Below are 13,134 nucleotides of genomic sequence, written 5' to 3'. Positions count from 1 at the left end.
CGCGTCGTGCCCTCGCTGTCGAACACACGATAGGGAAAATATTCCGCATCCTCGCCAAGGTTTTCAAAGCGCAGCTTGCCAGCGTCTGCGGTGAAATGCCAGAACGGCTCGTTGCCATGCGCCCACCAGATCACCACACTGGCCATCTGCGTATTTCTTTCCGGTGGCGGCTCTGCGGTTTTCTGCCTGATCGCATCCGCGCCCTGGCAGGCAGATAAAAACAGCGTCAGCAAAATGATGATTCTTTTCATCGCACCATCTCCCGTCGAACAAGACAGTGACATTTGCCAAAAACTTTGCAAGAGCGACTTACTGAAAACGCTCACCTTCCAGCGCAAAGCCCTTGATGAACTCTGCCGCCGGCAAACGCTTGCCGCCCGGCTTTTGCAGTTCGGTCACACGCAAGGCGCCGTCGCCGCAGGCAATCACCACGCCGTCCTGTGCATTGGCCGAGATGACCTGGCCGGCTGGCCATTGATTCGAGCATTCCAGTGCCTCCGCCTGCCAGAACTTGACCGGCGTGCCATTGCATATTCCCATCGCGCCGGGGAAGGGATTGAACGCACGTATCTTGCGCGCCAGCTCCTGTGCTGATTGCTTCAGGTCCAGCGTGGCTTCTTCCTTCGCAATTTTGGCCGCGTAGTTAGCGCCCGCTTCCGGCTGTGGCGTCGCGGTCAAACCATCTTGCTCCAGCTTGCGCAAGGCATCGACGATCATTTTTCCACCCAGCCTGGCCAGCTTGTCGTGCAGGCTGGCCGTCGTATCGTCGGCTGCAATCGGCAGGCTTTCCATCAGCAGCATCGGTCCGGTATCCAGGCCCAATTCCATCTGCATGATGGTGACGCCGGTTTCCTCGTCGCCGACCTCAATCGCTCTATGAATCGGCGCCGCACCACGCCAGCGCGGCAACAATGATGCATGAATATTCAGACAGCCAAGCGGCGGAATATCCAGCACCGATTGCGGCAGGATCAAGCCATAAGCCGCAACCACCATTACATCGTGCGGCGTTGCGCGCAACAGCTCATGCGCTTCTTGTGCTATCTCAGGATATTTTCCATCCAGCCGCAGGGAGATCGGCTGCGCCACCGGGATATCGTGCGCCAGCGCAAACTGCTTGACTGCCGAAGCCTGTAATTGCATGCCGCGACCGGCCGGGCGATCGGGCTGCGTCAGCACGAGCGGAATCTCGAAGCCCGCTGCATGCAGCGCCGCCAGGGCGACCGCCGCAAATTCCGGCGTACCGGCAAAAATGATTTTCATGGGGGGATTGTAGTACGGCAGGCGCAGAATGAGAAACCATGCGCTTGCCGGTTTGGCGGGTGCTCGCCCTGCGAGAGCGAGCCACGGTTACACCATCAGTGCTGCGCCACCTTGTTGTGACGACTCAGCTCGCGCTCTTCTTTCAGCATCTTGGTCTTGATGCGATTGCGTTTCAGCGGCGACAGGTATTCAACGAATACCTTGCCTTTCAGATGATCCATTTCATGCTGGATGCATACGGCCAGCAAGCCTTCGGCTTCCAGCTCGAACTGTTTTCCATCCGCATCGAACGCGCGCACCTTGACCCTGGCATGCCGCTCGACACCATCGTAGATGCCGGGAACAGACAGGCAGCCCTCTTCATAGACCTGCATTTCCGGACTGACCCAGATCAGTTCAGGATTGATGTAGGCGCGCAACTCCGACCGCGTTTCCGAGGTATCGATCACGATCACCTGTTCATGCACATCGACTTGCGATGCAGCTAGGCCAACGCCCGGCGCGTCATACATGGTTTCAGCCATATCGGCGACCAGCGTCTTGATGCGCGCATCAAAGACAGTGACCGGCTTGGCAATCTTATGCAGCCGTGGATCGGGATAACGCAGGATATTTAATATAGACATACGGCTTTTGCGCAACAAGGCGGCAGGTTAACAACGTGGTTTTCTTGCTACTTCAAGGATTTATGTGCAGAATTTGATTCAATTTAGCAAGTTTTTTCACGAATGCATTATTTCACTCATAACATGCTTGCAGCACAGTAATGGCGTCACAATTGGTCAAGCTCACCGGACAAACCATGAAAAATTTTAGCACAGCTGCACTCTTCCTTGCTCTCACCTCCGTCGTTTTACCCGCAACAACCTTCGCCGAAGCACCTGTCAAAACGGTGGCCGGCAGTGCCCGTTGCGCATTTTTGCCGAATGCTCCCGATCAGCACGTGGTCGTGCGTGGCGATACGCTGTGGGGAATTTCAGGAAAATTCCTGCAGCATCCATGGTGCTGGCCGCAAGTATGGGACATGAACCGCGAGCAGATCCGCAATCCGCACTGGATTTATCCGGGCCAAACCGTCTATTTCGACCGTGTGGCCGGCAAATTACGCCTCGGGAAAGGCGCTGGCGACAATAGCGGCCTGCCTACCGTACGCCTATCGCCGCAAGTACGTTCGACCGAGGCGGGTTCCGGTGCAATCGCCACCATTCCGCTGTCGGCCATCGAGCAATTCCTGACCAAACCCCTGATCGTTGGCGAAACCGAGCTGAATAGCGCACCACGTATCGTCGCCACGCAGGAAGGTCACGTCTTCCTTGCCAACGGTGATAAAGCCTATGTACGCGGCGACCTGAACGGTCGCACCGAATTCGAGGCATTCCGGCCCGGCAAACCGCTGACCGATCCTGCCAGCAAAAAGATCATCGGCTATGAAGCCGTCTATCTGGGCACCTTGAAACTGCAACGCCTGAGCAAACTCGATAACGAACCGCATACGATGATCGTGACCAATGCCAAGGAAGAGATGGGCGTGCGCGACCGTTTGCTTCCGGTAGAACCGGCACCCTTCATGAATTACGTGCCGCATGCGCCTGAGCAGGCGGTGAATGCGCAAATCGTGTCGGTGTATGGCGGCGTTTCACAAGCGGGACAGAACCAGATCGTTTCCATCAATCGCGGCAGCAAGGATGGCGTCGATGTCGGCACCGTGCTGGAACTGCAGCGCCTGGGCAAACTGGTACCGGATCGCACCGAAGGCAATGGCCGCGGTCTGATCAAACTGCCGGATGAAGCTTACGGCAACCTGCTGGTGTTCCGCGTCTTCGACAACATTTCCTACGGTCTCGTCATGCAGGTGACCGATACCGTACAAGTTGCCGACGTCGCCAAGTCACCCGAATAAGCCGGCGCACTTCCTCTCCATCCTGACGCGTTACATCATGCACTTGCCCGATGCGCGTCAGGAGTTGCATCCGTCCCTGTTCCCGCGCTTTGGCAAGACCAGATAATGCCGGCCCCGGACGATCTCGCAAGCTGGCTGCGGCTGGAACAGACGCCCGGCGTCGGCCCCGATACTGCGCGCAAATTACTGGCAGCCTTCGGCCTGCCGGAAAATATCTTCACAACAGATTTCTTCGCACTCCAACAAATCGTACCCGAGCGCATCGCGCATGCCTTGCTCGCACCTCCAGCGGAAGCATTGATCGAAGCCACGCATGAATGGGCGGCGCAAGCCGGCAATCATGTGTTGACGCTGGCGGACACCGGCTATCCGCCGGCCCTGCTGGAAATTTCCGATCCACCCATACTGCTCTATGCAAAAGGCCGCCTCGATTTATTGTCGCGTCCTTCGCTGGCGGTAGTCGGCAGCCGCAACGCCACGGCGCAAGGCATTACCAATGCGGAGAAATTTTCTGAAGCATTAAGCCTGGCCGGTTTGAGTATCGTGTCCGGCATGGCACTGGGCATAGACACTGCAGCGCATCGTGGCGGTTTGCTCGCAGCCACGCAAACGCCGCATGCAGGTTCCACCATCGCCGTCATCGGTACCGGTGCCGATATCGTTTACCCGGCGCGCAATCGTGCGCTCGCACATCAGATCGCCGAAGCCGGCTGCATCCTCAGCGAATATCCGCTCGGCATGCCGGCCATCGCCTCCAACTTCCCGCGCCGCAATCGCATCATCAGCGGCCTGGCGCGCGGCGTACTGGTGGTGGAAGCAGCACTGCAATCCGGTTCGCTGATCACCGCCCGCATGGCGGCAGAACAGGGGCGCGACATGTTTGCCATTCCCGGCTCCATCCATTCGCCCCTGTCGAAAGGCTGCCACCAGCTGATCAAGCAGGGCGCCAAACTGGTGGAAACGGCGCAGGATATTCTGGAAGAACTGCAATACGCATCGCCTGCTGCAAACACAGCAGGCAAATCGGTCGCGCCTGCGCTGGACGCACAAGCGCAACAAATATTGCAGGCGCTCGGTTTCGATCCGGTGGATGCAGATACGCTGGCTGCACGTTGCCAACTAGACATGGCAACACTGCATGCACAATTGCTGACGCTGGAGTTAAGCGATCGGCTTGAAATCTTGCCAGGCGCCTTGTACCGGCGCCTGAATTGAATCTGCCGGAGGAACGACTACGATGCGCAATGTCGCACCGTTCCAGTTTGACATTTCACTTTGACATCACGTCGCTGCAACAAAATTTCCTTCCCCTGTTGGCCTCATCATTTTTAAGGTATCCTTGGATCAAGTAAGCGCTGTCTTTGATCTGCCGCTGTCGTAACACCTCTTTGTATGACCTGTTGTGTAAAGAGCGTGATTCATACGCATCCGATCCGACGATATTCAAAATATCGTCTTAACCCAAGCGCTACGGTGATGCCATGTTTGATGTCTTAGTCTATCTTTACGAAACCTATTACCGGCCCGATGCCTGCCCGGACTCGGACGCACTGGTAAAAAAATTATCCGCTGTCGGCTTTGAGGAAGAAGAAATCGCCAAGGCGCTCGGCTGGCTGACTGCGCTGGCTGAAACCACCAACGAATTTTCCGATTCCTACCCGCACCAGACCGCATTCTCCTTCGGTACGCGCATCTACGTATCGCAGGAGATGGATGTACTCGGCACGCCAGCCGTCGGTTTCATCCAGTTCCTCGAAGCGGCCAAGCTGATCAATCCCATCCAGCGCGAAATCGTTATTGAACGCGCACTGGCCGCCGGCGAGACGCCTATTTCACTCGACAAGCTCAAGGTCATTGTACTGATGGTGCTGTGGAGCCAGGGCAAGGAACCGGACGGTTTGATCTTCGACGAGCTGTTCCTCGACGAAGATGATGCCGCGCCACGAATGCTGCACTAACAAGCAAGTCTCATAGCATGCCCACCCGCAACGGGCATGCTTCTTCAGCAACACTCCCCGTTTTCTTTTTTTCACATCTCTTTGTCTGCTGCTTGCGGATTTCGCCGCAACGCGCTTATCATTGGCCGCTTGACGCCTATGCAACTCTTATATTAGCGCGGGTCTTGCTTGAAAAAAGCCGCCTGCGCCATAAGCTGTATGCCTCAACCTGCACCCAGCCATGCGTGCCGGCACCTTTTTAGAGATCAAACAACATGACAAAAACACTCATCATTGCCGAGAAGCCATCCGTCGCGAACGATATCGCGAAAACGCTCGGCGGCTTTACCAAGCATGATGATTACTTTGAATCCGACGAATACGTGCTGTCTTCTGCAGTCGGTCATCTGGTCGAAATCTCGGTTCCGGAAGAATACGATGTCAAGCGCGGCAAATGGTCGTTTGCCCACTTGCCGATGATCCCGCCGTACTTTGCGCTGAATCCGATCGCCAAAACCGAATCGCGCCTGAAGGTACTGAACAAGCTGATCAAGCGCAAGGACGTCACCGGCCTGATCAATGCATGCGATGCCGGGCGCGAAGGTGAGTTGATTTTCCGTTTGATCGCGCAATACGCGAAAGCCAAACAACCGATCAAGCGCCTGTGGCTGCAATCGATGACGCCAGGCGCGATTCGCGAAGCATTCAAGAATCTGCGCAGCGACGATGAAATGCTGTCGCTGGCCGATGCCGCACGCAGTCGCAGTGAAGCCGACTGGCTGATCGGCATCAACGGTACGCGTGCGATGACCGCCTTCAATTCGAAGGAAGGCGGCTTCTATCTGACCACGGTCGGTCGTGTGCAAACCCCGACGTTGTCCATCGTGGTGGAACGCGAAGAAAAGATCAAAAAATTCGTGCCGCGCGACTATTGGGAAGTGCGCGCCGAATTCATCTGCGCCGCCGGCATCTATCAGGGCCGCTGGCTGGACACGACGTTCAAGAAAGACGAGACCGATCCCGAGCGCCGTCCGGAACGCCTGTGGAGCAAAGCTGCCGCAGAATCCATCGTCGCCGCCTGCCGTGGCGGCAAACCGGGTAATGTCAGCGAAGAATCGAAACCGACTACCTCGATGGCACCGGCATTGTTCGATCTGACCAGTCTGCAACGCGAAGCGAATGCGCGCTTCGGTTTCTCGGCGAAGAACACTCTCGGCCTGGCGCAAGCCTTGTACGAACGCCACAAAGTGCTGACCTATCCACGTACCGATTCGCGTCACCTGCCGGAAGACTATCTGCCTACCGTGCTGGAAACGCTGGAAGTCATTGCAGAAAACAATAACTATCACCAGTTTTCCAAGCAGATCCTGAATAACAAATGGGTCAAGCCGAATAAACGGATTTTCGACAACACGAAAATCAGCGATCACTTTGCGATCATCCCGACCACACTGGCGCCGAAGAATCTGTCGGAGCCTGAACAGAAACTGTACGACCTGGTAACACGTCGTTTCATGGCGATCTTCTTCCCGGCTGCAGAATTCCAGGTCACCACACGCTTCACCGAAGTCTCCGGTCATCAGTTCAAGACTGAAGGCAAGGTCATGACCAATCCGGGCTGGCTTGCGGTTTACGGCAAGGAAGTCATCGACGAAAAAGATCCGGAAAACAGCGGCACGCTGGTGCCTGTCGCCAAAGGCGAGAAGGTGCAAACCGAATCGGTAGTCGCCAATGGCCTCGTTACCAAACCGCCCGCGCGCTACACGGAAGCCACGCTGCTGTCGGCGATGGAAGGTGCCGGCAAATTGATAGATGACAGCGAACTGCGCGTCGCCATGACCGGCAAAGGCCTGGGCACACCGGCTACGCGCGCGGCCATCATCGAAGGCTTGCTGACGGAAAAATATCTGCTGCGCGAAGGTCGCGAAATGATGCCGACTGCCAAGGCATTCCAGTTGATGACCTTGCTGCGCGGTTTGGGCGTAAACGAACTGACGGCACCGGAACTGACCGGCGAATGGGAATACAAGCTGTCGGAAATGGAACGCGGCAAGATCAGCCGTGAAGAATTCATGCGCGAGATCGCGCAAATGACGCAAATCATCGTCAAGCGCGCAAAAGAATACGACAACGACACCATCCCCGGCGACTACGCCACACTCAAAACACCGTGTCCGAATTGCGGCAGTGTGGTGAAGGAAAACTACCGTCGCTTTGCCTGCACCAAATGCGAATTCTCGATGAGCAAGACGCCGGGCAGCCGTCAGTTTGAAGTGGCCGAAGTCGAAGAACTGTTAACAAACAAAACCATCGGGCCGCTGCAAGGCTTCCGCTCGAAGATGGGCCGTCCATTCGCCGCCGTACTGAAAATCTCGCGCGACGAAGAGATCAAGAATTACAAACTGGAATTCGACTTCGGCCAGAACGATGACGAAAATGCAGAACCAGTCGATTTCAGCGAGCAAACCTCACTCGGCCCTTGTCCGAAATGTGCCGGCGGCGTGTACGAAATGCCGCTGTCCTATGTGTGCGAAAATTCAGTCGCCAAACCGAAGACCTGCGACTTCCGCAGCGGCCGCATCATCCTGCAACAGGAAATTCTGCCCGAACAAATGAGCAAACTGCTCAACGAAGGCAAAACCGATCTATTGCCGGGTTTTGTGTCGCAACGTACACGCCGTGCGTTCAAGGCTTACCTGGTTCGCGGCAAAGACGGCAAGACCAGTTTTGAATTTGAACCGCGCAAAGAAAAAGTGCCGGGCAAAGGAAAGGCGACAGCTGTAGCAGATGATGCAGAGGAAACGGCGGATGCAGCACCGGCCAAAGCAGCCAAGAAAGTAGCGGCGAAAAAACCGGCTGCGAAGAAAGCTCCGGCCAAGAAAGCCGCTGCCAAGAAGCCTGCAGCCAAAAAAGCTGCCGCATAAGAGGCAGTCCAGCACTCATCCGGCTGGTGCAGCCTGCGTGGTGCATTCAAACGGATGTACCTGATTAATCATCAGAACCGGGAGGCATCTTGGCACCTTCACGACCAGCTGCAAAAATGGAATCCGATGATTCAACGCTTCGGCTGGCGGTTCTGATCGATGCCGACAATGCGCAAGCAGCAGTCATAGAAGGCCTGCTCGCGGAAATCGCACGATTTGGCGAAGCAACCGTGAAACGCATATACGGCGACTTTACCGCGCCGACAAGTGCATCATGGAAGAAGGTATTGCAGCAATATGCAATCAAACCGGTTCAGCAATTTGCTTACACGACCGGGAAGAATGCGACCGACAGCACATTGATCATCGATGCGATGGATTTGCTGTACACGCGCAAATTTGATGGCTTTTGCCTGATAACAAGTGACAGCGATTTCACCGGACTGGCGATGCGCTTGCGTGAAGAAGGCCTTACCGTTCTCGGCTTTGGGGAAAAGAAAACGCCGGACGCCTTTCGCAATGCCTGTCACAAATTCATCTTCACCGAAGTCCTGCGTCCTGAATCCATTACGGAATCGACCGCTGAACCGCCTGCCGTCAAGCGTGGAAGAAAAACCGCTACACCTGCCAAAGCGACCACAACGGACAGCGGACATGCGTTCCCGAAGAAATTCGTTCTGGCTGCACTCGATCAGTCGATAGATGACACCGGATGGGCTGGGCTTGCTGCATTTGGCAGCTATCTTACAAAGCTGCAACCCGACTTTGATTCCAGACTATACGGTTACAAAAAACTTTCCGATCTTGTGAAGGCAAAGACTGATATCTTCATTACTGAAGAGCGGCAGTTACCCGGAACGCACCACAAGATGCTGTATCTGCGCGCAAAATAACTCCGTGTAAGGGCAGACTGGATTCAGTCTGCACCTGCAATGACACATTGATAGGCTGCACAGGTTTCAAAGTAAATCTTGTACTACCAACCTCAGGGGGTCTTATGGATCAAATCGATGCAGGCAGCCCAAGCAAAGACGATTGCAACCTTGCGATGCTCGCGCATCTGCTGGGAATTTTCACCGGCTTTATCGGTGCGCTGATTATCTGGATATTGAAGAAAGACAGCCCGGGTTTTGCGAACTCGCAAGCCAAGGAAGCGTTGAATTTTCAAATCACCATCACGATAGGATTTTTGATTGCGTGGGTGCTGGCATTTATCCTGATTGGCTTTATTCTCTTCCCTATTCTGTATGTCGCCAATCTGATCTTCTGCATCCTCGGCGCGATCGCCGCATCCAAAGGGCAGGCGTATCGCTATCCGTTTGCGATTCGCCTGGTGCAATAAATGAAGGCGATGGGAAAACGCATGTTTTTCCATCGCCTTCAGGCTATCGACAACAAGTAATCGACCGCATCACTTCACTACAACATTCTCCAATGCGAGCAGAAAGCGCTTGCGTTCCACGCCGCCGGCATACCCCGTCACGGCGCCTGAAGAACCGATCACGCGATGGCAGGGCACGATGATGGATACCGGATTTTTTCCGATGGCCGAGCCTACTGCACGCAGGGCCTTGGGATTATTCAGCCCCTGTGCATGCTGCGCATAGCTGACACTTTGTCCGAACGGAATTGCGTTTAACGCAGCCCACACACCGCGCTGGAATTCAGTGCCGGACAAATCCAGCGCCACGTCGAACTCGGTGCGTTTCCCCGCAAAATATTCATCCAGCTGCATCGCGGCATTTTTCAAATGTTGTGCAGCCGCTTGCGTTGGTGTTTGCAGCCAGCCGTCCTTGCCTTTGAAGTGTTTGTGTTCTTCAAAATAAATACCGCAAATGCCGGCATCCGTTGCCGCAATCAGCAGGGTGCCAACAGGACTGGGGTGTTCCATATATGAAATCATGATATTTCCTTTACTGAGCTATGCCGTCAGCCATCAAGCCAGCGACTGCCACAACAATAACGCTGCGTAACCACGCCACGGCGACCAGCTGGCAGCGCGGTGCAGCAACTGTTTCTCCGTCAGGCGCACGCCATCGCTCGATTCAATCGCCGCTTTCTGCAAACCCAGATCACCAGCCGGAAATGCGTCGGTGTATCGCAAGGCGCGCATGGCTATGTATTGCGCCGTCCATTCACCTATTCCGCGTATGGTTTTCAAATGCGCGACGACTTCCGGCAAAGGCGTACCCGCTTTGATATTCAAGCCACCTTGCGCTGCAAACTGCGCCAGATTGCGTATCGCTTCAGCACGTGCAATCGGCAAACCGATAGTCGCGATCTCTGTCGCGTTTGCCGCTGCCAGACGTTCCGCTAAAGGAAAGTGATGTGTCACGCCTGCGAACGGCGTGTCTGCCGCGATGCCAAACTTGCTCACCAGACGTCCCGACAAGGTTGTCGCTCCTGCCACGCTGACTTGCTGGCCCAGCACTGCGCGGTTTGCCAGTTCAAATACATCGAAAGCACCAGGCACACGCAAGCCCGGCGTCTGGGCTATCTGTTTTGCCAGCAATGCATCGCTCGCCAAATGCGCAGCAATTACTTGCGGATTGGCGTCGAGATCGAACTGACTGCGTATGCGTGCCAATAAGGGCATCAATGCATGCGCAAGCGTGATCGACACTGACAATTCGAGTTGATGTTTTTCAGGCCGATGCTGTACGCGCAACCAGCCGTTGATGTCGTCAATGCGCACACTGCGTGCATAAGACAGATTGCCGCTCCCGTCTTCGCTTACGGCTTCAACGCCGGCGATCGCGCGACCTGACAGGTAATGCAGCATGTCCGTCCATGCAAATGGCGGTCTATATGCAAGTCGTAATGTGAGGGCATCGGCGTGATTGTCCGAAGACTTTTCTACGGTGCGCCGTATGCTGGTCGGCGCCATGCCATAGCGGGCAAGGAATAATGCATTGAAACGACGTATGCTGCCAAAACCGGCTGCATACGCCACGTCACTCATGGGCAAACGCGTTTCCTGCAATAATTTTTTTGCAAACAACAGGCGCTGCGTTTGCGCAAGTTCGACAGGCGTCACGCCGAAATGCTGCAGCAAGATGCGACGCAACTGACGCGAAGACAAACCCACCTCTGCGGCCAATCGCTCAGCGTCGCCATCATTCAATGCACCGGCGGCAATGCGTTGCCATACTGCGTAAGCAAGATTCTGCTGTAGCGCATACGGCGCCAGTTCAGGACGGCAACGCAAGCAGGGGCGAAAGCCGGCAGCTTCTGCCGCTGCAGCACTACTGAAAAAAACACAGGAAGACGCACGCGGCGTTTTGACGGAACAGACAGGCCTGCAATAAATACCGGTGGTTTTTACACCGGTGAAAAAGACGCCATCGAAACGCGCATCTTTTGCTGCCAATGCGCGGTAGCAACTCTCGTGTGTGAGTGTTGCACCTTCCTGCAGGTCATTGATATCAAGTGCATCCATGCCGTATTTATACGCGCAGGTCTGGATAGCGTCTAGCCGTTTTCGGACAAGATTCGGATGGCAATAACAGGATGGAAACGATAGTTTTAACGCTGAAGCCTGATCACTTCCCGGCTTGCTTGTGCATCTGGAACGCCAGCGAAATATGCGCAAACTCAATCAGAATTTCTTGCGTACCGCCATTGAAAGTGCTGAAGGAATTACCGGTGCGCACCACCAGACGCGGCGGGAACAGCCAGCTGATATAAGGTATTCCTATCATCTTGGCGCTGCGCACGTCGCGCCATTCGACATGACGGTTATACATCCAGGTTTGCGTAATGCCTTTTTCGTCTATCGTGATCGTCGAGCGCAAAAACCAGTAATAGCTGACGACCAGCATCAATGCTGCAAAGAACAGCAAGACTTTTACACTGAGGCCATATTCCAGCAATGGAAAACGGCGCATGATATCGATTGCATACACCGCCAGAGCGAATGAAAAGATGGTGGCCAATATCTTGAACCACAAGCTGTATGCAGGACCGCTAACCGTTTTAGCAGGTTTGTAAAAATTCAATTCCATATCGTTTCTTTATAAAATTTGGTGCAGCGGAATAGTCGCACATATCAGGCGATCTGCGCACTCATGAAAGTTGCGGCACGCCGTTGCCGTATCGCCTGCCAGATCGCATGTTTGTCGCTCTCGCTCGCCGCAGACCACTGTGCAATTTCTTCCATGCTGCGCAAGCAACCGATACACAGCTTCATTTTTTCATCCATGCGGCAGATGCCTGTGCATGGTGAAGCAGGCTGATCCGAATCGGAGATATCGATAGCACTCGTCATGCGCGCGGAGCAAACATGATGATGCCCATCCCAATGAAGGTGAAGGCAACACCGGCCACATCCCAATTCGTCGGCTTGATGCCATCGACCAGCCACAACCAGCCGAGCGCCACCGCAACGTAGATGCCGCCGTATGCTGCATACACGCGGCCGCTGGCTTCCGGATGCAAGGACAGCAGCCATGCAAACAGCGCCAGACTCACGGCTGCCGGCAGCAGCAGCCAGATCGAACCCGATTGTCGCAGCCACAGATAGGGCAGATAGCAACCGACAATTTCTGCAATGGCCGTAACGACAAACAGCGCAACGGTTTTAAGTTCAAACACCTTTCTGCTCCGTCACCTGCTTATCCTTGTTCCAATGCCATTCCCACATTTCGCCATCCTCCGTATCTTCCACCACATGTGCGAGCGCAAAACCGAACTTGCGCAAGATCGCATTCGACGCATTCTCTTCATTCGCAGTCTGCGCCACCACTGTTAATGACGTTTGTTCTGCCTGCACGATTTCCAGCAGCGCGCGCACCATCGATGTGCCTATTCCCTGCTCCTCCCAATCGGGAAAAGTGAAATAACCGATCTCCACCTTGCCATCGACCGGCGGCGTTTTGAATGCGCACGCACCTACCACCTTGCCTTCGTGCTGCGCGAGATAACCTATCCATGGCGGAACAAAACCGGCGCCAGCATACAGCAGAGTCGTCGCTGCGCACACCTGCCGCGCAATATCGTCCAGCTTGCCGACTTCGCTTAGTGGACGTCCTTGTGGATTGATTTGAATCAGAGTGATCGTCGACATGAAAATGCGCCTTTTTTGTAAGCGTCGCGTAAGAAAAATCTATGC

At 54.9% G+C, this 13,134-nt stretch carries 14 protein-coding genes and 1 pseudogene; 6 read left to right on the top strand and 9 right to left on the bottom strand.

From position 1 onward, the window contains the following. The 3 genes and pseudogenes from ABWP27_RS09600 to def all read right to left on the bottom strand — a co-directional run. A pseudogene (locus tag ABWP27_RS09600) lies at positions 1-251 on the bottom strand (COG3650 family protein); the annotation flags it as partial. 58 nt (positions 252-309) lie between these two features. Beyond that, positions 310-1,263: a methionyl-tRNA formyltransferase gene (gene fmt, locus ABWP27_RS09595; RefSeq protein ID WP_353155999.1), complete on the bottom strand. Its 954-nt coding sequence runs from the start codon at positions 1,261-1,263 to the stop codon at positions 310-312. 95 nt (positions 1,264-1,358) lie between these two features. Beyond that, complete coding sequence (gene def, locus ABWP27_RS09590) at positions 1,359-1,889, bottom strand: peptide deformylase (RefSeq protein WP_353155997.1); 531 nt, start codon at positions 1,887-1,889, stop codon at positions 1,359-1,361. Between the two features lie 176 nt (positions 1,890-2,065). Here def and ABWP27_RS09585 point away from each other — a divergent pair, with 176 nt between their 5' ends. The 6 genes from ABWP27_RS09585 to ABWP27_RS09560 all read left to right on the top strand — a co-directional run bounded on the left by ABWP27_RS09585 (position 2,066) and on the right by ABWP27_RS09560 (position 9,366). Continuing rightward, positions 2,066-3,163 carry a LysM peptidoglycan-binding domain-containing protein gene (locus tag ABWP27_RS09585; RefSeq protein ID WP_353155996.1) on the top strand — a complete coding sequence of 366 codons (1,098 nt, stop codon included), beginning with the start codon at positions 2,066-2,068 and terminating at the stop codon, positions 3,161-3,163. Positions 3,164-3,268: 105 nt separating this feature from the next. Beyond that, on the top strand, positions 3,269-4,378 hold the full coding sequence (dprA, locus tag ABWP27_RS09580; protein ID WP_353155994.1) for a DNA-processing protein DprA: 1,110 nt from the start codon (positions 3,269-3,271) through the stop codon (positions 4,376-4,378). A 266-nt stretch (positions 4,379-4,644) separates the two neighbouring features. After that, positions 4,645-5,121 (top strand): Smg family protein, encoded by a 477-nt coding sequence (locus ABWP27_RS09575; protein ID WP_353155993.1) that lies wholly within the window; start codon positions 4,645-4,647, stop codon positions 5,119-5,121. 254 nt (positions 5,122-5,375) lie between these two features. Next, complete coding sequence (locus ABWP27_RS09570) at positions 5,376-8,024, top strand: DNA topoisomerase III (protein ID WP_353155991.1); 2,649 nt, start codon at positions 5,376-5,378, stop codon at positions 8,022-8,024. A 116-nt stretch (positions 8,025-8,140) separates the two neighbouring features. Continuing rightward, positions 8,141-8,917, top strand: a complete 777-nt coding sequence (locus tag ABWP27_RS09565) for an NYN domain-containing protein (RefSeq protein WP_353155990.1) — start codon at positions 8,141-8,143, stop codon at positions 8,915-8,917. A 104-nt stretch (positions 8,918-9,021) separates the two neighbouring features. Beyond that, complete coding sequence (locus tag ABWP27_RS09560) at positions 9,022-9,366, top strand: DUF4870 domain-containing protein (RefSeq protein WP_353155988.1); 345 nt, start codon at positions 9,022-9,024, stop codon at positions 9,364-9,366. A gap of 69 nt (positions 9,367-9,435) precedes the next feature. On the opposite strand, the gene ABWP27_RS09555 is transcribed toward ABWP27_RS09560, so the two are convergent. The 6 genes from ABWP27_RS09555 to ABWP27_RS09530 all read right to left on the bottom strand — a co-directional run bounded on the left by ABWP27_RS09555 (position 9,436) and on the right by ABWP27_RS09530 (position 13,089). Next, on the bottom strand, positions 9,436-9,927 hold the full coding sequence (locus tag ABWP27_RS09555) for a methylated-DNA--[protein]-cysteine S-methyltransferase (protein WP_353155986.1): 492 nt from the start codon (positions 9,925-9,927) through the stop codon (positions 9,436-9,438). Between the two features lie 33 nt (positions 9,928-9,960). Beyond that, on the bottom strand, positions 9,961-11,463 hold the full coding sequence (locus ABWP27_RS09550; RefSeq protein WP_353155985.1) for an AlkA N-terminal domain-containing protein: 1,503 nt from the start codon (positions 11,461-11,463) through the stop codon (positions 9,961-9,963). Positions 11,464-11,566: 103 nt separating this feature from the next. Next, the gene (locus tag ABWP27_RS09545; RefSeq protein ID WP_353155983.1) at positions 11,567-12,028 is read right to left on the bottom strand and encodes a hypothetical protein; all 462 of its coding nucleotides are present in this window, start codon (positions 12,026-12,028) and stop codon (positions 11,567-11,569) included. Between the two features lie 44 nt (positions 12,029-12,072). Continuing rightward, positions 12,073-12,291: a DUF1289 domain-containing protein gene (locus ABWP27_RS09540; protein ID WP_353155981.1), complete on the bottom strand. Its 219-nt coding sequence runs from the start codon at positions 12,289-12,291 to the stop codon at positions 12,073-12,075. Then, positions 12,288-12,617, bottom strand: a complete 330-nt coding sequence (locus tag ABWP27_RS09535) for a YnfA family protein (protein WP_353155980.1) — start codon at positions 12,615-12,617, stop codon at positions 12,288-12,290. The genes ABWP27_RS09540 and ABWP27_RS09535 overlap by 4 nt, the downstream gene beginning before the upstream one ends. Beyond that, complete coding sequence (locus ABWP27_RS09530) at positions 12,610-13,089, bottom strand: GNAT family N-acetyltransferase (RefSeq protein ID WP_353155978.1); 480 nt, start codon at positions 13,087-13,089, stop codon at positions 12,610-12,612. The genes ABWP27_RS09535 and ABWP27_RS09530 overlap by 8 nt, the downstream gene beginning before the upstream one ends. Positions 13,090-13,134: the final 45 nt, after the last annotated feature.

Origin of the sequence: Herminiimonas fonticola (assembly GCF_040395855.1) — a bacterium.
GTDB lineage: Bacteria > Pseudomonadota > Gammaproteobacteria > Burkholderiales > Burkholderiaceae_D > Oxalicibacterium > Oxalicibacterium fonticola_A.
The sequence above is the reverse complement of the archived record's forward strand: the minus strand, read 5'-3'. Positions and strand labels throughout refer to the sequence as shown.